Raw genomic sequence first — 25,327 nt, 5'->3', positions numbered from 1 at the left:
ATCGCCAGCGAAGCCGGCACTCCTACAAAAGACCAGGGTAAGGGCCGGCCGACCTTTAAGCATCAACTAAACGGAAGGTCGCTACGTCGCTGACCCCCGACGAGCAAGCCGTCGTTATCCTCGAACTTGTTGCCGATCATCGGCGGCCAGCCCGTCGGATACCGGAATACAGGGTCTCAGCACGACCATCGGCCAGCTGTTCTCGGCAGCCCTTGCGGGCCAGTCGAGTGTCTTCCAAGCGCACTTAAGCGGGTCCGGGACGCCGCGACCACAACAATGACCAAAGGCGGTTACATGACATAAGCGTCCTCCTGATGCTTTAAGATCATCAGGGGCAATCGGGCGCTCTTTTTTGCTATCATCCGCAAGTTCCAGCAAGTCAGATAGGGCGAGATTTCATGGCTAGAGAGTTGGAAGGCAAGATTGCCGCCGTCACAGGGGCGGCGTCTGGTATCGGACTGGCGAGTGCTGAGGCAATGTTGGCTGCAGGCGCGCGCGTGGTGATGATCGATCGCGACAAGGCGGCTCTCGAGTCGATCCAGGCCAAGCATGGGGAGGCGGTCATCCCGCTTGTCATCGACCTCCTCGACCCCAAGGACTGTGCGACCCTGATGCCACGCGTTCTGCAAACAGCAGGTCAGCTCGACATCTTTCATGCCAATGCGGGCACCTATGTGGGTGGTGACCTAGTGGACTCTGACACGGGTGCTATCGACCGGATGCTGAACTTGAACGTTAACGTCGTGATGAAGAATGTGCACGATGTGCTCCCGCACATGATCGGACGACGGACGGGCGACATCATCATCACCAGTTCCTTGGCCGCCCATTTTCCAACGCCATGGGAGCCAGTCTATGCGTCGTCCAAGTGGGCGATCAACTGCTTTGTACAGACGGTCCGACGTCAGGTGTTCAAGCATGGCATTCGGCTCGGTTCGATTTCGCCAGGCCCTGTGATCAGCGCGCTTCTGGCGGACTGGCCACCGGAGAAGCTGAAGGAAGCCAGGGAGTCGGGAAGCCTGCTGGAAGCAGCCGAAGTGGCGAACGTGATCATCTTTATGCTGACGCGTCCTCGCGGCATGACGATCCGCGACGTGGTCATGATGCCAACCAACTTCGATCTCTGAGGACCGGATGCGACTGAAGTCGAGGCATGACCGGACACGGCTTGCGCCCGATATATGGCGAGCGCCTTTTGTTGTCTCGCAAGGCAGGCTGGCGTTTTTCAAAAACATCCTTGACCACAGGAACCGCCGAAAAGACGTTCGGCTACCGGTATGTAACAATGCCTAGGGCACCCTTTCCAGGGGCGCTCGCACTGTTCGGCTCGTTGAAGACGTTGATTTTTCGCACCCGCAGCTGCTGGTGACACGACCGTGGCGTTCGGTTGCTACCGAATGCCCAGAACTTGAGCCGACCAAGCCGAATGCGTCCGGCGTGGCGTTGGGTTCCGTCCGTTGCGAAGCGCACGCCATTTTGGCGCAGACCCTAGATTTTCCCTTGCGCCAATAGGCAGTCACGGTCATCTCTCCAGCTGCGTACTTCGGCCAGATAGAAAGCGATTTCGCCGAGGTTCTGGTAGTGCTCGGGCCTTCTGTCCGCGCGGGCCTCCATATTGCGGTGCTCGCGATTTCTCAGCCGTTCGAAGACAGCAAGAAAACGATCGATCACCCAGCCGTCGTCATACATCCGCATGAATGCGTCGTACGCGCGTTGTGGCGTGATCCTTTCGGATACGTGAACACACTTGAGCAGTGTGTGGTCATCGCTGCAAAGGTAGCTCAAGCACCGCCGTAGGACTACGCCTCCCAAAGACTCGGCGTGATCGCGGGCAAGCTCGAATTCGCCTGGAATTCCACCTCCGGTAGCCGCGTATCTAATGACCGAACCTGGCTGGGGGAGCGCAAGGTCATCCAGACTGAAGACCTCGTAGCCGAAATGTGCAGGCACAATGTCTACGGTTCGCCAGCTGACCGAGGCGCTGCGCCGTTTGAAGGGGCCGTAACTAGACATCACACTGCAACCGTGAGCGTAGAGTAAAAAGTCCTCGTCCCGGATTCTGTCGTCAAGGTCGTCTTCTTCAGCGCTAGAAGGGGTGATGCCCTCGCTAAATCGTCTGTTCCAATTGTCGATGGCCCGCATAAGCGGCGCGCTCATCGCTTGCGCCAAGCGGTGCGCATATTCCTCCGCGGCTTCCCGTTCACAAGCAGCTTCCCAGTCCCGGACGTCTATGTTCCGGAGCTTCGAAAGATCAAGTCTGTCGGCCATGTTCATTCTCCCATCCCACGAACACGGCGGCGTCCCCGTGCTTGACGGGGGGCTGCGGCGCGCGGGCAAAGGTAGGATCCGGCGATCTCGATGCTGCAGCCTCTGTGACATATTGATTTCCCTTTCGTGTCGGCATGGCATGCGCTTCCGATAGGAAAAGTCTTTGTCACAAACGTCTTTTACGCAATGCTTTTCTGAAGGTTTTCTGAAAGCATTTTGTCAACAATTACGAACGCCTTGCTTTGTAAAACCGCTTCAACAATTTTGTATTCCTTTTTCGCCTGCGGACACTTGTTCCGACGTCGTGCTTCATTTTTGCAATGACTCTAGGTGTTTGATCCCGGGCTTTAATGGCCTTTCGGTTCGAGTTTGCATGGCCGCTCAGCGATACCAAATTAGTAACCAGAATTTGCAGCGACAGCGCGCAACCGGTGGTTGGCCACAAACCGATATATAGTTTTCACTCGAAGTTAGGATTTTGACGTTGAGAGTGCCCCCCATTACAGCAGTGGGAGTTGAAATTGGAATTTACAAAACCCGGACGCGACGATGTCGAGGCTATTCAGGATGAACATGTCGCGGTCGTCCATATCGAGCCTGTTGAACTGGAGCCCGAGCCTGACCTGAGCAAGACGTTGCATTCGCTGAAGACCGTAGTGCTCAAGCAGAACCAGCGCATGGCGGAATCCTACTTTCGGATCGCCGCCGAAATCGAGCGGGTACGCGACCATCTTCCGGCATCCAAGATGAAGACGTTCCTGGTGTCGGAGTGCGGTCTCAACCGCAGCGACATCGGCATGTACCTGCGGCTCACGGAAGCCTTGGGCGAGCATGCGAAGACAATCACCGCTCGCGGGCTGCCAATGACGGTCGCCAAGTCGTTGATTGCCGCGCCTGAGGCTGTCCGCAAGGAAGCCCTCGATCGAATTGAAGCGGGAAGCTTCGTCCATTCAAGCGACGTGTCCAATATCAAGCGCCGCCAACGGGAAATGGCTTCGGATCCGCGGATGGAACTGGAGCGCCGTCGGCTGAAGGTGCTGCGACAGTCGGCACAACGCAAGGCGCAGGTCGACCTCGACACATTTGCCAGCAGGTTCATCTTCTTCGCCCAGTCCCTGATCGCCTTCTTCAACGACGCGCAGGACGACGGTGCCGATCTCGCGAAACTCAAAACACGCCGGACTCGTCTGCAAGAGGAAGCCGGTCGCTGTCTTCGCGAATTCGAGACTGTGTTCGACACGACCGGACTGCCCGGCGCATGGGAGTATGGCTTCCACGGCAACGATGGCCAGCTTGTCCGGCTGGCTCAGGCATATGACGGCCTTCGCAGTTTGGCTGATGGCACATTCAAGGCCGTCGACGAGGAGAATGGCAACCCGTTCGACAGGGACCATGATCACATCGATCGGGATCTTGTTGAGAATGTCATTTGGCTGTTCAACGACAACGGCATATCCAAAGATGATCTCAAGGCGCGCAAACTTCCGGCCGAGCCGGCTGTGTCAAAGGAAGACAACCCGCCATTTCGCCTTACGTCGCTTGAGATCTGCGCCGGCGCGGGCGGACAGGCTCTCGGACTTCACGCGGCCGGATTTGACGCCCTGGCGTTGTACGAGCGCAATCCTGCGGCGGCCGAGACGTTGATGGCGAATTGCTGGTTTGGACCGGTCCATTGCGCCGATGTCACTCAGGTGGATTTTCGTCACCATCGCGGCAATGTCGATCTCGTGGCGGGGGGAGTGCCTTGCCAGCCGCATTCGAGCATCGGCAAACGAAAAGGCCGAGACGACGAACGCGACCTGTTTATGGAAGCGGTCAGGCTGGTTGATGAAGTCCAGCCGCGAGCCTTTTTCTTCGAAAACGTGAAAGGCTTCGGCTTCCAGGCCAATGCCGATTACCGGGCCGATCTGTACAAGAAGTTCGCCGATCTTGGATATCAGAGCCAGATATTCTCGATTAATGGTAGCGACTACGGTCTCGCGCAGCTGCGTCCGCGTATCGCCTTTGTCGGTTTCCGTGACGTCCCAATCCAGCGGTTCCAGATGCCGCCAAAATTCCCCGAATGGAGCCGGACGGTTGGCGAGACATTGCTCGATCTTGTCTCGGCAAATGGCTGGTCCGGGGCCGAAGAATGGGCAAGAAATTATGCAAACCGTCGCGGGTCGACCATCGTTGGCGGCTCGGAACAGTCAGGTCGCCTGGCGTTTTCGTCGAACCTTCGCAAAGAAGACTGGCTGGACATGAAAATCGATCCGTTCGGTATTGGTGAAACGGCTCCTGGACCGAATCACGAAGTTGATGACCTGTTCCCGCTCACTCTTGAGATGGGGGCTCGGCTGCAAGGTTTCCCTGACGGATGGCAGTTTGTCGGCGCCGGCGCCGAAGGTTCGGACAAGGACCGCAAGACAAAAACCCGACAGATCGCGAACGCGCTCCCACCGATCATGGCCCACGCCGTCGGCCTGGCAATCTACAATGCCCTCACTGGTGTCGAATTCGACTACGCCCAGGCGCTAAGATTGCCCGAGATGCCACCTGAGCGCAGCAGGAAACGATTGAAGCTCACCGAGATGCGTAACCTCGAAAACTATCATCGCGGCGTGTAGCAGGGACTCGTCTAAAGTCTCCCGGAGTGTGACCGAGACCTCCGGGAGACTAATTTTTGTACAGAGAATGAATATCAGAGATCCGCAGCACTGCGAATCTCTGTGGTTCTTATGCATGAGGGGGAGCCCCCTGCGCATGGACGGGCTGGGAGCTTTGACGTGACTGCCTCAGTTCCCCCTCCCCGGCTGCCACCTTTCCAAAGCGGATCAGAGTAGCTACTCGGCAAGGACGGCTTTGGGCGGATTGTGTTGAAAAACACCGGCTGAAGCAGCTCTGAGCACTGATTCAATCTCCTTGGTAAGGAGATTTGAGTCGATGATGGGCGACCCGACGGTGATGCAGGAGGCGCTGTTCTACGAGTTCAGCATCGAGCGTCCCGTCCCTGCTGACCATCTGTTGCGCTCGATCGACCGCTTCGCCGTGCGACTAGATTGCGATTACGGTCGCGACCGATGTCCCGGATGTGAATGTCGATGGTGCTCACTTCGAAACCCCTCATATGCTGAAACGATCAATTCCGATTGGATCCGGCTCTGCCTCATTCGCCTCGGGCTGCCTACTTCATCGTCCGATCTACAGCGCAGCCGCCTGACCATGAAACGCGCCAACCCTGACGATGGGCGTGACCGGCACGCCGTCGCGAGGGCCGCGTTCATGCTGCGCAATCCACCGGAGCCGCCGCTGGCTGCGTTTCGGCCCGCACGGCTGGAGACGATAATGGCCCGACACCCTGATGCGGTGACCCAGTCTCCAACCCTCGCCCAAACTTTTTCGTTGCCCGTGATCGAGGCGGCGAGCGGTCACACGCCAAACCCGGAACAGGCTGAACTTTTTGGCGTTGGCAGCGGCTTTCCGGCCCAGCCTGCCTTCATGTCCGGCAGGTAGACGGGGCAACATTTCCCAGGGCTGCCTTTCGGCGGCCTCCATCTCGGTCAGGGTATAGGTCGTTGCCAGGTACGCGAAGCTCTCCAGGCCTTTGAGGACTTCGTGCAGATCGACGCCGGCAGCCCGTGCGATCTCGACCAGCGGCCGTAAAGAAGGCGCGGACACACCAATGTGGGTCTGGAATTTCCTGACATCCCGGTCGTGACACTGATCCGTCAGAAGACGATCATCGCCTTCAAGCCATGCGACCCGGCGAGCGCCTTTACGCCCCGGTTCCGCGAAGACGGCACAGAAGCGGATGCCTCCGTCGGCTTCGGTGACAAACAGGGCGCAAAGCTGCAGGGCATCGCTGAACAGCAGGGCGCGATCGGCGATGTCCAGGTAGATTGTGCCGTGCCGCGATACAGCCTCACGAGCGTATCCGCGTACTTCCGGCGACACCCGTGTCCCGACGAGTTCGCGGACGACCTCACGGTCGAGTGCGGCCGCTAGCGGCACCCGATCCGTCTCCATACAGAAGGGTGACAGGCTCACCTGCCACACCGCGTTTTCCAACGCCACTTTCCGGGCGCCGGGAAAAGCGGCATACGCCGACGCCGCCTGCGATGGCGCCTGACGCGATTCCTGCACCATCAGTCGAAAAGCAAATGCATCGTCGGACAGAGCCCGCCGGCGCGTCTCGGCGTCGAGTGTGTCCAGGGATTTCGGGAAATGCTCGCACATCCGTCGAAGAGATGCGCTTGCACCGCTTACGTACCAGTCCAGCCAGGTCTGCATGTTTTTCGCCCTCCGTGTTCTGCGATGAACCAAGGGTGGCGCGCTTTGAGAGCGATGGGAGCGCCCAAACTGCAACACTGGGAAGTTGCTTTTGATTTTTGGATGACGAGCAGCCTTGCCATCGACATCCGCCGAAGGAGGAGGCGGCTCTGGTCTATGCCATATGGATTTTCGATGAGCCCCCGCTGAAGCTCCGACATTGATCGCCCGTGCGCCAATAGTGCCGCTGGCAATGACCGCGTGCCCTCGGCAGCTCCGAAGGCAGGGCGACAATGGAATGGCAGCCTGTTGGTCTTCCCCGAAAGGCGACATTCCGCCATCTTCCCGAAGCGGATAAAGTTTTCCGCGCGTCATGATAGGTCGTAATAAATTGCGTTTGACACCTTTTGGTTACATGCCACCGAGAGGCGTTTGTCGCATGCATGCCAGATCGGCAGCCTCATCTCGTAGTGAGCGTATCGAAGTGACGGGGGACGGACATGCCGAGGCCAGCAGACGCCGCAAACAGCGAACAACAGCGGCGGCAGCGGCGCTATCGCGCTCGCCTCCGCGCGACCGGGCAACCGGAGGCATCCATGGTCGATGCCGCGGTCGCAGCGGCAGTTGCCGCGTATGTCGATAGAGCCGCGCTCGATCCGTCTCTCGATACGATGGCCCTTGGGCGAATTCTGCGAGATGCCGTCGACAGGCTCGCCGAAGCCGGCTGTGATCGCGATCAATCACGCCTCAAAGTCATCCGCCGCGCGGGACGTTTTGGTCGTTCGGTCCCGCCAGGCCTCGATGGAGATTCCGGGAAATGACGGCGGTCTCGTCGCGAAGACAACTTCGGCCAATCATTGCTCTCCCCGTTACTTCGTCACGCGGAATCGGAATTCCGTCTCCGGCGGTAGTGACAATACTGGCGCGGCTTTATCACCCGAGCCGGCAATACCCGGAATAAGGCGCGCCAAACACGCTCCGTGACTTTGACGCGGACGGTTTTGGAGCGTCGCTGGGACTAACGCGAAACGCGTAGGAATGTGATGACGCCATGGGAATTTGGCGTCAGGATTAACGGCAAGGAAGTCAAAGCCGTTCTCTGTCGCAACCAACGTTAAGGACATGAATGATGCAACCGGGTGCCGGTGGAGGAACGATGGACGCGCCTGGCTGCGGCAACATCTTTGGCGATTTCGGCGGCTCCGATCGGGACTGCGCGCTCGCCAAGGCCGATATTGCCAGCAGGATCATTCTCGCCATGGAGTCGTCCAGATTGATGGATGAGGAGGCAGCCGCCCTGACCGGCCTCGAACGAGATCAGATGCGGTGCATAATTCGCGGGCGGGTAGTCGACGGGATATCGGCCGAGAGAATGCAGGCTGCGCTGGAAGCACTCGAAATTTGGCAAAGGGCACGAGCTTTTATCGCGGGATGAAGACCAAGCCTCAGCGCGGAGGAACTGGTGAACAAGGGATGGATTGGCTCCGTTCGGCATTCACGAGCTTTTTCGGGTATTCGCGGGCATTTTGTTTGCTTTGGGGCGATGTGAGTCCTGTTCGGAACGAAAGAACTGCGCATTGACCTCGTGAATGAACATCTAGCCATCGGTGTGGGTTTCCCTCTCGGAGAAGGAACACTGCAGCAACCACGGTCTAGCGGGGCGCGGAATCTGGAAGATGATCGTCGTCTTCGGGATCGTCGAAAACGAACTGCACGCCGTCGATGGGGCCGGCGGGGATCAGGTTTGCGAAGCCACTCATTTTTTTGGTCTTCGGAGCCTCTTCGATCTTTTCTGCCAAATGCGCCGGGATCGGCCAGGCGATCTCGTCTCCAGACCACGTCAGGATTGATCCTCCGACGTGCATGCTCTCCGGCAGCGCGACACTGCGTTGCCTCGTGGTCGAGAGGTAGACGTCGCCACCGATCGTCAGCCGCTCGGGTATCTCGGCAATCCCATGCCCGATGATCATGTTGCCCAGCACGGTCAAGCCCGGCGGCAGGACAACCGACATGCCGTTGGGAATCGACGCATTGAGCTTGTCGAACGTAGCCCCGGCTGGGATCTCGTCGATGTCGTGCTCGACTCCGTTGATGTCGACGGCATACGGCCAGAAGCCTCCCCTGCCCTTCCACCTGACCGCCTTCGCCAGCGGCTTCAGGACCGCTATGTGCCTCGCTTCCGGACTGGCGTTGCGCTTGCCTTTGATCTGGTCGATCTCTCCGCGGTTGATTTTGATGGTGGCGACGGGGCGCCCCCTTCGGTCCCGCAGGGAATAGATCTCGTGGTGGCCGGCGGCCAGTCCTGCGTCGTAGCTTCCGTGGCCTACGCAGTGATGCATCCGTCGGGATTCAAGGTCGAGGGCTTCCGGGGTCAGCAGCTTGACGAGCTTGTAGCCGTCCTCAAGGTCCGCGACGCAGCGCTCGTCGGCGACGCCGAGCGATTTGGCAACCTGCGCGTTCCTGCGGTCCATGGATTTGTCGGCCTCGCGCACCAGGTCCTCGTAGCCGGCGCATTTCAGCAACTTGCGCGGCCGGCCCCGGTCATCCGTATTTTCAAGCCAAGGCACACCTTCGCACTGATCGACGGCGAGCCAGTCGAGTATGTGCAGGAGGACTTCGCGACGCGGGAACGGATCATGCCAGCCTTCGGATATGACCGTCGGGTATCCCTCGCGGATCCGGTTCGCCGCGATGCGGCCTACGCTGCAGCGCAGAAGAAAGGCGACCCCGATGTCGATGTCGTATTCCTCGTAGATTCCGTGCAGGTATTCCTCGACCGCTTCGACATCCTGCGGCAGCAATCCCTTGAGATTCATTGTCATCCCTCTTCAGTTCCCTGAAGAAGGATCGCCCGACGTCCCGCCTGGTTCAAATCGTTCCGTCGGCAAATTTAGTTGACGATGCCTATGCGTAGCTTCGACGCGTCAACATTGCTTCTCGAAATATTTCAAAGTATCACGCGATCCCTTCGAGCCGCATCCGCCGCCGATCTCCCGAGAATGAGAACACGCGCTCGGAAAGAAGACGCGGCTGTGGCGGAGGCGAATCGCGGAAGGCAAGAAGCCACGCGAGATCGGGGCGGTCCTGGCAGTTGGTGCAGGAGCTGTCGCACCTGGCGTGTCTCCCGCCACGGTCGGACGTAGGAATAGGCGAGTTGGGGACCTCCAGATTGGCATCAGAACCAGGGCGTATCCCGTTCTAATCCCCCAAATCAGCGTCAGAATCGCTGTTTTCCACGTTTTTCACCACGGACCGGCATGGGAAATTCTGCGGTTGTCGATGGCGATTTTAATGAAGAAAGCAGGCTATCAGGAGATAGCGACCATGTATCCCAATCGAACTAGCTCGGTACACAACCTCAATGGGTCGGAGAAGTCGATCATCGCCCTGCTGGCGCAACAAGACAGCGCCCACGTTCAGTCGATTTGGCCGAATGATCGTATCAGCGTTACTTCTATGCCTGGAATGGCGATCGCCCTGCGCTCCTAGCATTCTGTAGATGCGGCCTAGCAGGGTGGATTTTGGCTGAACGGTCCGGTCCAGGTAACGGCTCCGTTCCGGAAGCTACGATGGACAATATCGCTGAGGAACTGGCCCGCGTCCCTAATGTCTTTGTCGGCAAACGAGGCTCAGGAATGTTGAAGTGGATCTGTGCGAGGTGATCTCGAAGGCCGGGCCGCCGTTGATTAGCCTGTCGCCAAAAGCTAGGAAGGCTAAATGCTTTAAAGGAGAAAGCCCTTGGCCGACGAATCCATCAACCTGATCGAATTAACCGCAGATATCGTTTCCGCCTACGTCAGCAATAATCCTGTGCCGGCTGCGTCACTGCCGGAACTGATCCACAGCGTGAACCTGTCTTTGTCGAAGGTCGGACAACCTGCAGAGCCCGAAAAACCGGTTCTCACGCCTGCTGTTAATCCGAAGAAGTCGATTTTCCCTGGCTACATCGTCTGCCTCGAGGACGGGAAGCAGTTCAAATCGCTGAAGCGCCACCTGAACGTCCACTATGGCCTGACACCCGATGAGTACAGGGCCAAGTGGGACCTACCGCGCGATTACCCTATGGTGGCCCCGAACTATGCTGCGCAGCGTTCAGCCTTGGCCAAATCAATCGGGCTTGGCCGGAAAGCAATGCCACCCAAGAAAGCTCCGGCTAAGCGAAAAGCCAAATAGTCAGGCCGTCCATAGCGCGCAAAGTCCTGTGCGCGCTTCCGCGATCACACCATTACCGCATGTCTGCGGATCGGGCCATTCTTGAAGTGCGGCGGATCTGATGTCCGCTTGGCCGGCGCTGCACAGCCCAACAGCTCCCACCCTGGCGCCGGCCATTTTAGCCCGCGGGGAACTTGCCGACGCGGGCGACGTTCGCTTGTATGGCTCTCGTCACCTGGTTATTCACCCATGCAGCTCTAGACCCTCAAAGCTCGCCCAGGAATTGCCGCATTTGCTTTGCTAGCTGGTATGCGCAATCGCATGCCGAGGCACGACGTGGGCAATTCTCTCATGCGCTTTGGTATTCCTCCAAATGCCCAGCCTACGAACTTGATCCAGGCCGTGCCATGGAGGTTGCTGTGTCCGTCGGCCTTCCAGATACCCCTAGCTCGATCATGGTCACTGCAAACGAAGGAATCAGTTCGATGATCTCGAACGTGGTGCCATTTCTGGGCCACCCAGAACCGGCGCAGCTATCCGACATTGAGTGCCGTGCCGCCTACTCGTTGTTCGGCCCAGACGGGACTCAGATCAAGGGGCTTTTCCGCCTTCGCATTAGCGAATAGAGCGCGCGTTGGTACGCAGCCTGCTTCAGCGCCCGCCGGTGACCGCGTGTTAGGAAGTGGATGCTTTCTGGGGATGCCGTGGCTGGGTAAGTCCCCAGAACACCCGACGTTCCGAAACTATTGCTTGCGGCTCCGTCGAAAGTCTTCCTCGGCAAGCGCCCGCAGATTGCGAAGGTGATTTTCAATCAACATGAAAGTCGCCAGGGTGCCACAGATGCTTGCGGCGATAACAAATCCCGTCAACGCTCCGATGATGATCCCGACCAAGGCATTGCGGTCGTGAGTATTTGCCCACTGCGAGCCGACGATGCCGCCAAGAAACGTGATCATAAACGCCAGCGCTACATTCAGCGTGGCAAGCATGTCCGACAGCCATCTATTCATCATTGAAGTGCCCTCCCGTTGTCCTAGTGAATGGGTACCGCACAACGTGTTGGCGGACCAACTGGACTCTTTACGGCAAAGGACGCATCCTCTCATCGGGGAAGAGGGGCGTGGACAAGTCTCGATACGACAACCGATCTGATCAATGGCGCAAGCGGCGTGGTGCGCAGCGGATGCATGCGCGCATGCTAGCGGGCATTCCGAAGCGACTTGTACTCGTGACGCTTGCTGCGATGGCCGCCTTCGTCGCGCAGTTCATCGTGCAGCACAGTGAAAGCGCCCCCGACCTGAGCGTCTCCCATTGGATTGGGCGATCGCCCGAGCCGATCGCCGGCGTCGCGTCAGTCATCGACGGCGACACGATCGAGATCCACGGCCAGCGGATTCGCTTCAACGGCATCGACGCCCCTGAGTCAGCCCAGCAATGCGACCATGCCAAGGGCGTTCGCTATCGGTGCGGCGCGAAGGCCGCGGCAGCGCTCGACGGGTTCCTGGCCGCCTCGAGGCCGGTCACATGCACCTTTGTCGCGTGGGACCGCTACAACCGCTTCGTAGGCGACTGCCGGCGCGCAGACGGCGCCAATGTGGCCGCCTGGATGGTCGAGCACGGCCAGGCGCTCGACTGGCCCAAATACAGCCATGGCGCCTATGCAGCGCAGCAGGCCAAAGCGGAGGCAGCTAAGGTCGGTTTGTGGGCCGGAACATTTCAGGCGCCTTGGGATTGGCGCGCGGGTCATGCGGGCGGCGCTGCCCCGTCGAGCCAGCCGCTCGGCATCGTCAGCCGGCGACTGGTCGCGCAGAGCGGCTATTCCTGCGAGCCACGGCGGAAATGCTCGCAAATCAGTTCGTGCGACGAGGCAAACTGGTATCTCACCAACTGCCCATGGGGTGGCAGGCTGGACCGGGACAGCGACGGCGTTCCGTGTGAAAGTCTGTGCTGAATGCCTCGTCGACCGGCCAAACCATTTGATCTGGATTTACAGCAAACTTCCAGAAAGCTCTTGTTCCTTGGGGACTGCGGTCGGGTTGAAATGTACCACCGCGTCCTTGCCATCTCCAATAAAGCTGAACGGGAACTCGGGTGCGGATGGGTCCGGACGCCTCTGCTTTTTGCTCTTTTCTGGTTTAGAAGATTGGCGGAAGAATTCCCGGGAAACATGCCCTAGCGACGGGATGATTGGACGCTCCCCGTTGAACCATCGCTCGATTGAAACGATCTGCAATCTGGGCAGGTGGCCGTGGGCGGTATCGACAAAGCCAAAGGATGCGGCTTCCGACCGCATATCGCGCGTGGGTTCCCGAAGGCAGATGAATAAGCCCATTTCCGCGCGTTCACGATCGATCACGGCTTTGAACTCGCGTACATCTTTGGTGCCGATATGCTGACCACCTTTGACGGACGTCAGCACCCGTCCCCACCCGCGCGGGCCGTTCATGAAATACATTTGACCGTCGATGCCACGATCTGGGCCTTTTCGAATCTCTTTTAGCGCCTGGACGCCCACCAAATAGTTGGCCCACCATTGAAATTGGTATTTGTCGCGCCCGGCGAGGCGGGCAGCACTGGCGAAGTCGCGGGGAATGCCCCCAAGATCATAGTCCACCTTACCAGGCATATCGGCCAAGCGGTCTTCGATCACGCGGATGGCATGATACGCCACATCAATACCGATCCACTTACGCCCAGCCAACTGAGCAGCAGCAATGGTGGTCCCGCAGCCACAGAATGGGTCCAGCACCACCTCACCCTCATTGGCCGAAGAACGGAGTATCCTATCCAACAGTGCCACAGGTTTCTGGGTGGGATAGTGCAATCTTTCCGCCGCTCGATTGTGCAGAGGTTTGATGTCCGTCCAAATGTCCTGAAGGGCGACTCCCGGCAGATCCTCCGGATATTGTCGGAGCCGAGGCATCCCCCCTGGCTTCTTCGGCCAATGAACCCTCCCAGCAAGATCAAGGGCGTCAAGTTGGTCGGGCGACGTTGACCAGTGCCGCCCCTTGGCGGTTATATCTATGCCGCGCCATGGCTTGCCAGTTTCCCCGTTCCTTTTTCCCGCGCCGGTGAGATCAGTGCGCTTCCACCGCCTGCCGTCGGCATCCGCCTGATCAAAGAAAGTGTCCAAATATTCTGCTTCGTAGGGCTGATATTGAGCGTTCCAACAATGCCTATCTCCCCGCGAATAGAATAGTAAAACATCATGGATTGGCCCGTAGCGCCGTGCGCTGCTGTGCGCGCTGGTTCTCTTCCAAATTACTTCGTTCAGAAAATTTGTGGGGCCGAAAATCGCGTCGAGAATGATCTTGAGATAGTGGCTCGCCGTCGGATCACAATGCAAATACAGGCTTCCTGTTGGCTTTAGAACACGTCGCAACTCGTGCAACCGTTGCGCCATCATGACCAAATAAGCCATCATATCGCTGTCACCGAGCGCAGCATGCAGAGCGTGGACAATCGATGTGACACTGCCGCCAGTATGCATAATCTCGTCGAAAGCCCACTTAGCTTCCGGCCCCCAGGTCCACGTATCTCGGAATGCTTCTACTTGAGCGCTGGCAGCATCCTCGTCCGGGGTTCGAAAGAGGACGTTGTAGTTGGCTTGGCTGTTAAATGGTGGATCCAGATAGACAAGATCGACACTTTCGTTCGCAATTTCTTCACGGAGAATCGTCAAATTATCTCCGAACCAAAGCTGATTTTTCATCTCGGTCCCCACCGCTGCGAATGATACTTTGCAGGAACTTCGCTGATAAGCGGTTAACCATGCCTCAGGCCATCCGATGCTTCGCCCGTGATCGCTGACGGCTGGCGCCGTAATTGCGGGCCGTTCGTGCATGACTCATCCATAAGCAGTCTCAACAAGTCTCTGGACTCCCGCGCGGAACTTGCCTCAAGTGTTTTCGGGGGAGATCAATGAAAACGACAACGCTTCTTGCGAGCCGCAGACTACGCGGGTATCAGACGACGTTCCTCCTGTGCCAGGGCTGCAAAAATGTGCAGCTGAAAGTCTGTTGCGTGGGGCATTTCAGCGACAACAAGCTGAACGCCCTTGTCCATCATCGTCGCGATAAAGCTGACCCGTCTGGAGAAGCGGTCAAGTCGGGCGATCAATAGCGACGCTCCCACCTTCTTTGTCGCAATCATCGCTTTTGCCAGTTCAGATCTTTGATCGTTCCTACCTGATTCCACCTCAACGAACTCAGCGACCAGCGACCCGTTGGCCTGTGCAAATTGGCGGACCATCTGCTGCTGAGCCTCTAAACCGAGGCCGGATCGAGCCTGCTTCTTCGTGGAAACCCTATAGTAGCCGACATATTTCATGGAGCCTCGTCAAACATAAACGCTGGTTTAGGGTTTAAGGGCTCCTCCTAAAGGCGTTTCGAGACAATGGCGCTCAGTCTGTAGAGGAGACGCCGACGTGATATCGAGAGAAGAGCCTGTATCGGCTGGTCTGATCACAGCCGGTAATCGATGCTGCTGAGCTGTTAGGCGTGCGCCACAAATCGGCCATTGAACCCGAAGATCATTATTCCCACATTCGTTTTGGTTGGGGGTATGACCTTCATGGCTGCGGAACGAACCTGGGTTTTTTATCGCCGACACGATGACACGGGTCGCGATCACACGTTCCAGGACCCGCCAAAGTCGCCGATGTTTGATGCCCACGGATTCACCGGCAGCGAACTTGCACGCATGCGGCTGTGCCCGGTGGACTATTTCGCTGCTGATGCGCGCTGGAAGTCGACTTACAGATGCCAAATACCCGAATATTCCCGGCGGTTTGTCAGCTGCCTACCAGTTTTCATGAGCACATACGATTTCTGCAAGCGTGATGCTAAGAATACCGTTCGGGCCAATGACTATTTTAGTTTTTTATGCGAGCACGACGGCGACAAACTATGCCCAAAATCCCTCCGTACCCTCTCGGAAAGGCTCCACGACCTGAAATTGATCACTTTGGTTCGTGAAGCGAACGCCAATATTTTGTTCTTCACGGCCTGGCAAAAGCACCAGCTCCTCGTCGCTACATCGGTTGAAAATCCCGACCCGGCGCCCCGGTTTCAGGTGCTCACCTATCACGGCGTTCCGCTTACCGGACCCGCAAAATAGGAAAGTTTTTCCCGATTCTATAGCGCAATTTGGCCCCCGCTTTACGGTTGCGATAAGTCGCCGATGCGACCCTTTCCGGATCAACGACCGGGAAAATCTGTAAAAGGGGCACAACATGTTCAAGCAGATTGGCGCTGGACTTTCTCACAGCATCGTTCGGAAAGGCTGTGTTCTGGGCCTGGTGGGGGCGCTCAGCTTCAACGCCGCCATCCCGGCGCATGCGATTGATCCCCTGACAGCAGCAACCGCTGCCGGCGGCCTCCTGTCCATGTTCAACAAGCAGAACGACATCAATGGCGCTCGAATAAGTGCAATTCTGGAGATGCTGTCGGCTCTTGGGAAGAGCATGGATAGCGTCCAAGGTTCCCTCGTAACGGTACTCGAACGCACAGAGAATCTCGGCAAGACCAGCTACGATGCCACCATCAAGGCAATCGAATGGGACCGGCTGAACACTGTAATCGCTCAGGTCAAGATGGTCAGGGGTTTGATTGAGCAAGCCAAGGCTTATGGCAACGGCCAGTTCAAGGACGGCAGGCTGAAAGGGTTGGCATACCAGGCCGACATCCGGCGCTCTGCCCTGGATCTCCGGCTGAAGCGGGAAGAAATCTCGGCGATGTCAGTCGCCGGCGTGCCCGGACTGATCGCGGCTGTCTACGCAGAAATGTTTGCCAATCAGCAGTCCGAATACGCCGAAGAGAATCCCATGGTCCGGCGTTCCGCGATCGCGCAGCTCGAAAAGACGCTCGATGACGGGACAAAAGGTGGTTTCCTCGAACTGGAGACACAGCTCCGCTCCGATATCATTGAGAAAAAATACGCGATCGCGAAGGAGCTGGGGCTGCAAGACGGTCTCGTCAAGGAAGGGACTTTCCCGTGGTTCAGCCATACCCTTATGCGCCGGGAACAGCATGAAGAGTGGTGCGATCCACCTATGGGGCCAGATGGTTTTGAATATTGTCACTCGGCGTTTACTGTTGATGTCCCGGTCCACAGCCGAACCTGGCAGCGTCAAGTAAGGCTCCTGTCGGTATCTGGCGGCTCGCCGGACCTCGTCACGATCGAGGTTTCTCCTGTCCCCCCGGCGCAAGAAACGCCTGGCGCAGTGCCTGGTTCGAGCGCCCACCTCGATTCCGATGCGGACTTTGAAAAGGCCGACCTGCGGCTGCAGGACACGACGTTGGCTAACAACATCGAACTGCACAACGCGATGGTTCTCGCACTTTCAGAATATCAGCGCCTGGAAGGATTGGTACGTCGCACGATCGCTGCTCTTTCCATGGAAGACTCCGTCATCCCCGACTCGGCAATTGAAGAAGCGATCGCCTTCGTCGGACGCGCCACCAGTGCTTCCGACGCTATCGTGGCAGAGAGCTCCCATCAGGAAACCACGGCCCGCGACGAGGATATGGCCGCTGCGAGTGCCAACTTTCACAAGGTAGAGCGCGAGCATCAGGTGCGAATCGCCAAACTCATCGCTGAAAACCGGAAAACAGCCTGGATCGGCGATCTTCAGATGGGCCTGAGCCTCTATTCTTCGGTGTCACCTCTGCTCGATAAAATGCGATCCTCGACGCCAAAGCCTGATATTATTGGGGCAGAGGCCCCTTCCTCCGACCCTGAAAACGCCTCACCCATCTCGCTGTCGGAGCTCGGATCGGAGTACGGACCCAAGGAACATGCCTACACGCTTCTGACCGAGGAGAGCCCTGCCACCAATACCGCTCCCCGAGCGAATGGGGCAGTCTCGTCAACCAAGATTGACGAGACTGTAACTTCCCCATCGTCTGCATGGTCCCAAGCCTCCGCCGCTTGGCAGGATGCCCTTGATCCTGCCAGTCCAAGGCTCCCAGCGAGGGGCGATAGCCAATTTGAGCGGAATCTCGCGAAGGTAACGAGCAGTTTGACAGGCGCCGAATTGCTCCGAAGCGGAATCTCGGTTGTCGTCGATGAGGCTCAGTTGACACGCTTTCTAATGGGCAACGAAGGCGTTGAGGAATTCATTAAAACCAAGATCCAGCCATACCGCGACCAAATCGAAGATGCGATAACAGCCTATCAGGCTCGTAGCATTGCTGGCACGCTCAACGCAGGTGATCGGGAAAAGGTAACCGAAAGGATCGCTGATCTTTTGGACCGCCTCACATTCCGCGAGCGGATGGTTGGCCTCCAACCGCCAATGTCGTCTTCGAGCTGGAAACCGTCCGAAGTGATTGCGAGGAACATCATCAAGCGACTCGATAGTCCCGCCAGCACGGCTCGATCTGAAAAGCAGCACGCTGCACTCGTCGATCGCGTTTTCCAAGAAGTTCAGCAGCACCCCTATGGTCCGTCCGGCCCCGTCTCTCGAGGTGAGGTCGACTGGATGCTGCGGTACGGCGGGCGCCTCTTGCCTCCTGGACCGAAACCCGTTGTTCAACAAAGCAACAACTGAAGGGAGTGTCCCATGCGACCGTTCATGATCTTTGCATCCGCGCTTATTGCCGCTGGCGCACTCTTGGCAGGCTTGCATATCGGGAGTGGCTTCAAGGAGACTAGTCGCGAAATCTTGCCTCGCCCGACAATGGAGCTCGCAAATCCGGAACGGATTACTGCTATGGAGCTTCTCCTCCAGCAGGCGAAAGAAATGCCGGCAAGCAGGTATTCGGAGCTTCCTGAAGAGACGACGCTGACTGAATCCATGCTTATGCAGGTACTTGCATATCTTCAAAGTGTTAGACCAACCGGCGGCGGAGACGGCACCACGGGCGCGCCTCACATGAAAGCACTCATTCAGGATGCCGCGCAGCAATACGACGCCTATCTCAGCCGGCGCGTGAGCATGCTTGAAAGCAAGGCAACACCTGGATCGGCGAGGGGGTGAAAAGGATATAGCTATTGATCTTCTCGATAGAGCCCCTCAGAATTGATTCACGACCTAGCAATCTCCTTGAGGCTGGGAGGAATTCAACTCCGGCGCTATTGCCTCACCCTCCGGTCCCGGATGAATGCCCTCATCCGGATCAATCCATCCGCCGAACACTTGTTCCAAACCAGCAGGTCACGGTGATCCCCGGGCCTCAGCCCGAGTTTCGATGGCGGATATGATGCAGTTTAATGGTTCACAATGTTAGCATAGATCATCCACCATCTAGCGCCCCTTTTACCCAAAGCCGGGGCACGTTATTCACGACGCGAACGGCAGCTTCGCGCCTAATGTCGGCCGTTGAGATCAGACTCGCCGTTTCCTCAAAGCAGACGTTCAGCTTGGGCGACATGATGTCCGGGTTGGTGGCCAAAGCGGCCCTTAGAGAGGCCGGCGGTGGACGAGCGTTAGCGAGTGAACTGATAGTCGACCCAAATCTGAATCTCCGATAGTCCGCTCAGGTCCAGCGAGCCCGATTCTATTTCGTGCTGCTCGATCCTCAATTCCCAATCTCCGCCCACACCACGGCCCCAGATGGCCAGTGACGTGGGGGCGTCGAGCGGTGCGTCGGTGTTCGCGACAGGACGGTCCAGGCGCGTCGTTTTGGCCCGGCGATTGATGGTCTGTGGCGCCAGGAGCTGCACCTCCACTTTTCCGTCCAGTCGACGCTGCTCGTACTGCCCGCCGTGCCGCACCATGCACGATATTTCTGCACTTTGGTTGCGCGCTCCAACAAGGGAGACAAGCACGTTCTTGACCTTGGTCTCGAAGTGACTCTCGTGCAGGTCCGTCGCTTCAATCCTAAAGCTGAAACTGTTCGTATTGCGAAACGATGCCAGTTCAAGGAGGTCCGTGAACGAGAGCCGATAGGTGTCCCAGTCCGGTCTTGCGTCAAAAAAGGAGATATAGTTCAGCTTCATACTGAGGGGATTCAGTATCCTGCCCCAGGACGTCAGCAGTGCGCTTGCAAGTGCGGCTTCATCCTTTTCCCCTTCGTAGAAGGCCCGGCCGTCGTCCGGGCTGATCATTCCTGCATCTAGGAAGACGTTCTGCTCCTGATCTTCCAGCGTATAAATTTCGACCGATCTTTGTGCGCGGAAGGCCAGTGTCTGCAACAAGTTGGCTTTTGAGGCGGCGATGTCCATGGCGGCCAGCCCCACCTGCCGGAGCGTGTGCTGCCTGAGATCCAGAGCCTTTTTCAGATTGTCCACCGATGTGACCACTGCTTCGGCCCGCGCGAGTTTGGCGGCTGCCGCATCAACCCGCTGCTGGGCCAATGTCGCTCGGTTCCCGGCAAGCATCAGATCGTGAGCCAACTCGGCGCCCTGCTTGACCAGCGCTACATATTTGGAGTTGTCCGAAGTCGTGGTGGCGTTGAGACCCTGCACCAGCTTAACAAAGCTCACGATGGACTTGCCGCCCTTGACGACCTCGTCGACGTTCTTGCCCACCTTCTCGTAGGCCTTCTTGACCTGCTCCAGTTCTGCGTTCTTGACCTTTGCGTCCTCGATCAGCGCCTTTGCGATCGGCTCGGCATTGTCGCTGAGGGAATTTGAAAGCGCGACCAATGAGGGCGCAAGGGCGACGACGCTAGCGCCCGCGGTCGGGATCGCGGCGACAATGCTCACCACTGCCGCGCCGATCGATGCCACGGTGCCGAACAATCCGGCGAAAGAGAAACTCTTGGTCGCCATCACCGGCAGCGCCGTCTGAATTTCAGTGATCACCTTGTCGAGCCGTTGCTTGGCATAGGTGACTTCTTCAGCCGCGTACTTCAGTTCGGTCTTGGCTATGTCGAGTTCGTCACTGCTGTTATCGCGCGCCGCGATGACTTGGGTGAGTTGCTGGTTCGCAAACTCCCCCATGGCGCTAATGCCCTCCGCTGCCGAAAGCCATTGTGTTCCGTTGGTCAAAAAGCCCACCGCGAGCGCCCCAAAGTTGGCATAGGCGTCGATGTAGTAGTCAAACCGCGGCAGCAGGTCCATCTGGCGTGGCAGGCCCAGCGCGTTGTTGCCGCCGCCCTTCCACACCACCCGGTCGGTTCCTGCTACGGGGTCGGGAAAACCCAACATCTGCTTTTGCAGGCGAAGGGCCCCCGCATTGTCCGGTTGAAACTGCAACGCAGCCGCCAGTTCACCTGCGGCAAGCGTCAGACAGTTTGCCCGATCGGCCACGCGAGCGTTGTACTTGTGATAATAATAGTCCGCGACGACAATCCTGAACGGGGCCCAGTAGTTGGCGTAGATGCCTATGTCGCCACGCACAAGCGCAAGGAAATCCCCATCGGAAACAACGGTGTAGTTGATTGCGGAGGACGCCCCCGACGCACCGCCCTCGCCGTACGGGGCTTGTTCGTTGCCCAAGAACCCTCCTGGGCCGCCCGGGCCGCCGCTGCCGCCCTCTGCTTCAAGAGTGGGATAACCGTCCTCGGTCGTAGACGTGAATATCAGCGCTCCTGCATTTCCTCCTGGTCCGCCGCTCCCGCCTATGCCGGGGGGACTCCCCGGCGTACCGGGAATGGTCTCGCCGGGTCTCCATTCCTCGTGTGAGGTTTCCATGGGCCAAGGATCGGGGACTGTAACCCATTCTCCCTCGATAACGATGTCGGGCGTGCCCTCCGTGCCATCCGCCCCCGTTGTGCCACCAAATCCCTGGCCGCCAGACACGCTGACATGCGCCCCGGTCGATCGCTTGCACCGCACAATGACCGTGCCGCCATTACCTCCAGGGTATGCGCCTCTGGCATCAATCATGTAGCCGTTGCCGTGGTACTCGTCGGCGATGATTACCAAAGGTCTCTGGCCAACCAGGAGATCAGCCTCATGAGTCACAACTCGTCCAAATAGATAAACCGGCCCGTCGCCTACAAAGGTATTGTAGAAGTTTTGGACGTAAGCGTTAATGACGACCGTATCTCGAATGTAAGGATAATTGTATGCATCCATCTTGATCGCCTCATTTTAGGTGCCCTGCCAAGATTGATTGTCAGTACACAAATTTCGATAACTAATGAAGGCTGTGGGTAGTCGCCCTAGCATAGAAGCAATCGACGCGTCGGACAATGTTATGATGCACGGGAACCAAAAGTGGTTGCGGACTCGAAGGGGGGTGGTCGGGCGACAATGCTGGTTGGCCAAGTCGATCTCCTCTCTGCTCTCGACAATCATTAGACCCAGGTAGGTGACGCGGGACCGGGTCCCGAATTGGGCCTCCTTAAGACGCGAGGTCGGAGGTACCGCGAACGGCCGCTTCTGGCGCGAAGCGTACGTCAGCCAAAGGCCGCTTGTGGCTCAAAGGTCTTGGATCGGCAATCGCGCACTAGGGTTGCGGGTGCGGAGCACGCAGAGTGGTGAGAAGAGACGGAGGAACTGCCGTTTGACAGCCTCTTGCCTTGAGTTTGCTACGCCCCTTAAGCTCCTCGCATGATACCAGAGTCGGCCGGGGCCACACCCTACGGCATCTTCCTATTAGCCGATGATTATCTTGAGGCGGCCCGGCTGGCGGCGACTGCTCCGAGCCGGCGTTCCGCCGGACCGGTTCGTCTGCTGGCTTATCATGCTGCTGAACTCTTCCTCAAAACGTACATGCGGTCCGCTGGCGAGACCGTGGCGGCTTTGCGCGATCACGGCCACGACCTACTGGCCATGGTCGATCGGGCCCGGGTACTCGGATTGAAGCTGCCCCCGCAGATTCCGGCCCAGGCGCGCAAGATGGCAGACAAGAACGATTATGTTCGGGTGCGCTACGTCGTGTCCGAGGATCGATCGGACATCTCGGCGCAGAGTGTACTTCGCTTCGCCGAGACCATCAGGCTGTGCGTCATCGCTGGCCTCGACATGGATGCAACTGGCGTGCCCCGAAGCAAGCACTGGCTCGGTGGTCTTCCGTCAGACTACCCCTGCGCCCCGACCGAGTGAGCTGTTGTGTCTGCGATCGAGCAGCGGCGGTCGTCGGACACGGAGAACCGCTTTTGGCGCAAGGCTGTCCGCATTACGCTGGACGCAACGGTCGGCTTTCTTGCCAGTCATCCTGAAAGCTGCCAGGCCGTTAACGGCCCGAAGTAGTCATTTGCCGATGTCTGCTCGTGACCCCAAGGAGCCAACAAATCGGCTAAGGCGGTGCCGCCGAGATAGCGACGGCTGACGGGTCTTCGACATGCGGGTTGCGGGACACTACGATTATCCGTTGTCGCGCTATGCCTGCCGCCGACCACGACGGTTGCGTAGAACAACAATGAGGTCGGTCGCCTGGCCATCGAACTCCTCCCACAGCGGCTGAATGAAAGATCCCCGGCGCATCTCGCTTGCTCAACGCCGAACTCTTACAGCGAAGCTCGGCTGAAGTGGGGCGCAGGCTACGGCTGCGAGTCAGTTCTGGTCTTCAGCTGCGCCAGAACGGCTTGGCGATCTCCGCGTTCACCTCAGCCATGGTCAGCCCGATGTCGTCGATGAGCTCCGGCAGATCCATCGCCATAGGTGCCAGCTCGTGCCGGTAGTAGGCACGGTCGCGCCACGCCTTGATCAGGCTCTTCAAACTGGGCCGGTTCTGCGTGTGTCCGGCCGCCTTCGATTGCCGTTCGCTGGGGTTGAGGCGCATCGCGCCATAGACATCGGATATGTTGGTCAGAATCGTTCTCATGGGCGTGCTCCTCGATATCAATGGCCCTGTCTGCGGGGCATGCTGGGAGCCTGTGGTTCGGCGGGGGAACGCACCATCGGTCAGATGCGGTGTTTCGCATCCTGCATTTGTAGTATTTTGCTGCGGCAGCATTTGAAACCATGCCAATCCGATGGCAGGAAACTTGATGAACCGCATTGCGACGCCTTCGCCGGCTGACGTGCTATCGGACCGCGAGCGCGCGGTGGCGGAAAAATTTGCCTCGGGCCTGACCTATCGCGAGATTGGCGAGGCGCTGTTCATCGCGCCGTCGACCGTTCGCACCCATCTCGCCGCGATTTACGAGAAGCTCGGCGTCAACAACAAGATCGCGCTTGCATCGCACATCAATGGCGCGGCCCGCACGGGGCTGACTCCTTCGCTGGCCGACGCGTCGCCGGTGCTTGCGATATTTCCGATCGAATGCCTGAATTCAGAAGAGAGTTGGCATCGCTTCGCCGACGGCCTGTCATCGGACATCAGCATCGATCTGGCACGCTACGCCGATCTGCCGGTCATCGCCTTTCACACCATGAAGTCGTTGGGCAGCAAGCCCGCCGATTTCGTTGCCGACGGTAGGGCGCTCGGCGCCACCTACATCGTCTCGGGTCAGCTGCGGGCGGACGACCAGCGGGTTCGCTTGACGATCGAGCTTGCCGACGCAGGCAACGGCGTCAGCCTGTGGAGCGAGCGCTATGACCGCCCCGTCGAGGACATTTTCACGCTGCAGGATAGTCTGACCGAGAGCGTCATCAACGTGATCGCCGGCAGCTACGGAGCGCTCGCCACGGTCGGCCGCAATGCGATCCGCCGCAAGCCGCCGGCGAGTCTGCGGGCCTATGACCTTTATCTGCTTGGTGTCGAACGGCAGGACACATTTAGCCGCGCCGGCATTGCCGAAGCGATCCGCCTGTTTTCACGCGCGCTGGAGCTTGACCCCACCCTGGTCAGGGCCTGGACCCAGCTTGCCTATGCCCATTCGATGGAGGCCTGCCAGGGCTTCAGCGACGATGCGCAGGGCTCAATCGAGAAGTGGCGGGCATCGGTTGAAAACGCGATGCTGCTTGATCCGATGGATAGTGCTGCCTGCAATTGCCTTGGCGATCTCAGGGGATGTCTCGGCGACTTCGAAGGAGCGGAGCGCGCGTATCGCCGCGCCTTCGAATATGGCTCCAATCACGCCGACACGCTGGCGCTGCTGGCCGGCAGCAAGGCGCTGGTTGCTGGCGATCCGGCCGAAGCGATGCCGCTCATTGAGCGCGCCATGCTTCTGAATCCGCTGGCGCCGTCTTCGTATTTCCGCATGCTGGGCCGCATCCAGTTCGCCGCCGGCAGGCATCATGAGGCCATCGCATCGCTGCGCAGGGGAGCGCCGGATTCTCCCAATGTGATCATGTTCCTGGCGCTGGCGCATGCGGCGGTTGGTGAGGCCTTGGAGGCGGCCGGGTTAGCGGCCCGGTTGCAGACCGAGTTCCCGGAGTTTTCGGTCGAACGCTTCATCGCCGGCTATCCCGTGACCAACCCGGATGCCGTCAAGGCCATTCGTCAGGCCGCAAAGCTGGCGAAACTCGGATAAGGTGGCATGTAGGAAACCACACCCATTTTCCGATCGCCAAGGCTTTTCTCGAAACTGCGTCAACATTGCTTCATTGCTTCTCGAAATATTTCAAAGGAACATGCGATCCCTTCGAGCCGCATCCGCCGCCGCCTTGAGAACACGCGCTCGGGAGACGGGGCGGTCCTGGCAGTCGGCGCAGGAGCTGTCGCATCTGGCGTGTCTGCCGTCACGGTGATGACGGCTTTGAAACGCAACGGTCTGACAGAGCGGGCCGTCCCTGCGGCTTTCGACAAGTGGACTGGCGCGGGGCCGACCCCGGTGGCCATCAAAGCGACACCTCCCGCTTGACTACTATAAGGCGCGGGATGCCAATGCGCAGCAGGCAGACGTCGGCATGCGGGCCAAGGATTCACTCCTGCAGG

General features: G+C 58.5%; 20 protein-coding genes. 12 read left to right on the top strand and 8 right to left on the bottom strand.

Going from position 1 to position 25,327, the window contains the following annotated elements:
• Positions 1 to 398: 398 nt before the first annotated feature.
• Positions 399 to 1,127: an SDR family oxidoreductase gene (locus NKG99_RS07195; protein ID WP_352865725.1), complete on the top strand. Its 729-nt coding sequence runs from the start codon at positions 399 to 401 to the stop codon at positions 1,125 to 1,127.
• Positions 1,128 to 1,488: 361 nt separating this feature from the next.
• Here NKG99_RS07195 and NKG99_RS07190 read toward each other — a convergent pair whose 3' ends face one another.
• The gene (locus tag NKG99_RS07190) at positions 1,489 to 2,268 is read right to left on the bottom strand and encodes a hypothetical protein (protein WP_352865723.1); all 780 of its coding nucleotides are present in this window, start codon (positions 2,266 to 2,268) and stop codon (positions 1,489 to 1,491) included.
• Positions 2,269 to 2,789: 521 nt separating this feature from the next.
• Here NKG99_RS07190 and NKG99_RS07185 point away from each other — a divergent pair.
• Positions 2,790 to 4,874, top strand: coding sequence for a DNA cytosine methyltransferase (locus NKG99_RS07185; protein WP_352865721.1), 2,085 nt, complete (start codon positions 2,790 to 2,792; stop codon positions 4,872 to 4,874).
• Between the two features lie 574 nt (positions 4,875 to 5,448).
• Here NKG99_RS07185 and NKG99_RS07180 read toward each other — a convergent pair.
• A complete protein-coding gene (locus NKG99_RS07180; RefSeq protein ID WP_352866092.1) occupies positions 5,449 to 6,537 on the bottom strand; it encodes a hypothetical protein in 1,089 nt (362 codons plus the stop codon).
• 575 nt (positions 6,538 to 7,112) lie between these two features.
• Here NKG99_RS07180 and NKG99_RS07175 point away from each other — a divergent pair.
• Positions 7,113 to 7,337, top strand: coding sequence for a hypothetical protein (locus NKG99_RS07175; protein ID WP_352865719.1), 225 nt, complete (start codon positions 7,113 to 7,115; stop codon positions 7,335 to 7,337).
• A gap of 335 nt (positions 7,338 to 7,672) precedes the next feature.
• Positions 7,673 to 7,951, top strand: a complete 279-nt coding sequence (locus NKG99_RS07170) for an XRE family transcriptional regulator (protein ID WP_352865716.1) — start codon at positions 7,673 to 7,675, stop codon at positions 7,949 to 7,951.
• Between the two features lie 217 nt (positions 7,952 to 8,168).
• Here NKG99_RS07170 and NKG99_RS07165 read toward each other — a convergent pair whose 3' ends face one another.
• Positions 8,169 to 9,332 carry a PcfJ domain-containing protein gene (locus tag NKG99_RS07165; RefSeq protein ID WP_352865713.1) on the bottom strand — a complete coding sequence of 388 codons (1,164 nt, stop codon included), beginning with the start codon at positions 9,330 to 9,332 and terminating at the stop codon, positions 8,169 to 8,171.
• A 457-nt stretch (positions 9,333 to 9,789) separates the two neighbouring features.
• On the opposite strand from NKG99_RS07165, the gene NKG99_RS07160 reads away from it, so the two are divergent.
• Positions 9,790 to 10,005 (top strand): hypothetical protein, encoded by a 216-nt coding sequence (locus tag NKG99_RS07160; RefSeq protein WP_352865710.1) that lies wholly within the window; start codon positions 9,790 to 9,792, stop codon positions 10,003 to 10,005.
• A gap of 249 nt (positions 10,006 to 10,254) precedes the next feature.
• Positions 10,255 to 10,689: a Ros/MucR family transcriptional regulator gene (locus NKG99_RS07155; RefSeq protein WP_352865707.1), complete on the top strand. Its 435-nt coding sequence runs from the start codon at positions 10,255 to 10,257 to the stop codon at positions 10,687 to 10,689.
• A 722-nt stretch (positions 10,690 to 11,411) separates the two neighbouring features.
• On the opposite strand, the gene NKG99_RS07150 is transcribed toward NKG99_RS07155, so the two are convergent.
• Positions 11,412 to 11,681 (bottom strand): hypothetical protein, encoded by a 270-nt coding sequence (locus tag NKG99_RS07150; protein WP_352865705.1) that lies wholly within the window; start codon positions 11,679 to 11,681, stop codon positions 11,412 to 11,414.
• A gap of 107 nt (positions 11,682 to 11,788) precedes the next feature.
• On the opposite strand from NKG99_RS07150, the gene NKG99_RS07145 reads away from it, so the two are divergent.
• A complete protein-coding gene (locus NKG99_RS07145) occupies positions 11,789 to 12,619 on the top strand; it encodes a thermonuclease family protein (RefSeq protein WP_352865702.1) in 831 nt (276 codons plus the stop codon).
• Between the two features lie 36 nt (positions 12,620 to 12,655).
• Here the strand turns inward: NKG99_RS07145 and NKG99_RS07140 are convergent, their stop codons facing one another.
• Together NKG99_RS07140 and NKG99_RS07135 are read right to left on the bottom strand one after the other, a co-directional pair.
• On the bottom strand, positions 12,656 to 14,380 hold the full coding sequence (locus tag NKG99_RS07140; protein ID WP_352865700.1) for a DNA methyltransferase: 1,725 nt from the start codon (positions 14,378 to 14,380) through the stop codon (positions 12,656 to 12,658).
• 242 nt (positions 14,381 to 14,622) lie between these two features.
• Positions 14,623 to 14,997, bottom strand: coding sequence for a recombinase family protein (locus NKG99_RS07135; RefSeq protein WP_352865698.1), 375 nt, complete (start codon positions 14,995 to 14,997; stop codon positions 14,623 to 14,625).
• Between the two features lie 189 nt (positions 14,998 to 15,186).
• On the opposite strand from NKG99_RS07135, the gene NKG99_RS07130 reads away from it, so the two are divergent.
• From NKG99_RS07130 to NKG99_RS07120, 3 genes are all read left to right on the top strand, one after another.
• Positions 15,187 to 15,786 (top strand): hypothetical protein, encoded by a 600-nt coding sequence (locus tag NKG99_RS07130; protein WP_352865696.1) that lies wholly within the window; start codon positions 15,187 to 15,189, stop codon positions 15,784 to 15,786.
• 115 nt (positions 15,787 to 15,901) lie between these two features.
• Entirely contained in the window at positions 15,902 to 18,220 is a 2,319-nt protein-coding gene (locus NKG99_RS07125) for a hypothetical protein (protein ID WP_352865693.1), read from the top strand.
• 12 nt (positions 18,221 to 18,232) lie between these two features.
• Entirely contained in the window at positions 18,233 to 18,649 is a 417-nt protein-coding gene (locus NKG99_RS07120; RefSeq protein ID WP_352865690.1) for a hypothetical protein, read from the top strand.
• Between the two features lie 449 nt (positions 18,650 to 19,098).
• Here the strand turns inward: NKG99_RS07120 and NKG99_RS07115 are convergent, their stop codons facing one another.
• Complete coding sequence (locus tag NKG99_RS07115; protein WP_352865687.1) at positions 19,099 to 21,636, bottom strand: hypothetical protein; 2,538 nt, start codon at positions 21,634 to 21,636, stop codon at positions 19,099 to 19,101.
• Between the two features lie 477 nt (positions 21,637 to 22,113).
• Here NKG99_RS07115 and NKG99_RS07110 point away from each other — a divergent pair, with 477 nt between their 5' ends.
• A complete protein-coding gene (locus NKG99_RS07110; protein WP_352865685.1) occupies positions 22,114 to 22,608 on the top strand; it encodes a HEPN domain-containing protein in 495 nt (164 codons plus the stop codon).
• Between the two features lie 463 nt (positions 22,609 to 23,071).
• On the opposite strand, the gene NKG99_RS07105 is transcribed toward NKG99_RS07110, so the two are convergent.
• Positions 23,072 to 23,329 (bottom strand): DUF1127 domain-containing protein, encoded by a 258-nt coding sequence (locus NKG99_RS07105; protein WP_352865683.1) that lies wholly within the window; start codon positions 23,327 to 23,329, stop codon positions 23,072 to 23,074.
• Between the two features lie 166 nt (positions 23,330 to 23,495).
• Between NKG99_RS07105 and NKG99_RS07100 the strand changes: the two genes are divergently transcribed.
• A complete protein-coding gene (locus tag NKG99_RS07100) occupies positions 23,496 to 24,923 on the top strand; it encodes a LuxR C-terminal-related transcriptional regulator (RefSeq protein ID WP_352865681.1) in 1,428 nt (475 codons plus the stop codon).
• The last annotated feature ends 404 nt before the right edge of the window (positions 24,924 to 25,327 follow it).

This window comes from Mesorhizobium sp. M1409 (assembly GCF_040317535.1).
GTDB lineage: Bacteria > Pseudomonadota > Alphaproteobacteria > Rhizobiales > Rhizobiaceae > Mesorhizobium.
The sequence above is the reverse complement of the archived record's forward strand: the minus strand, read 5'-3'. Positions and strand labels throughout refer to the sequence as shown.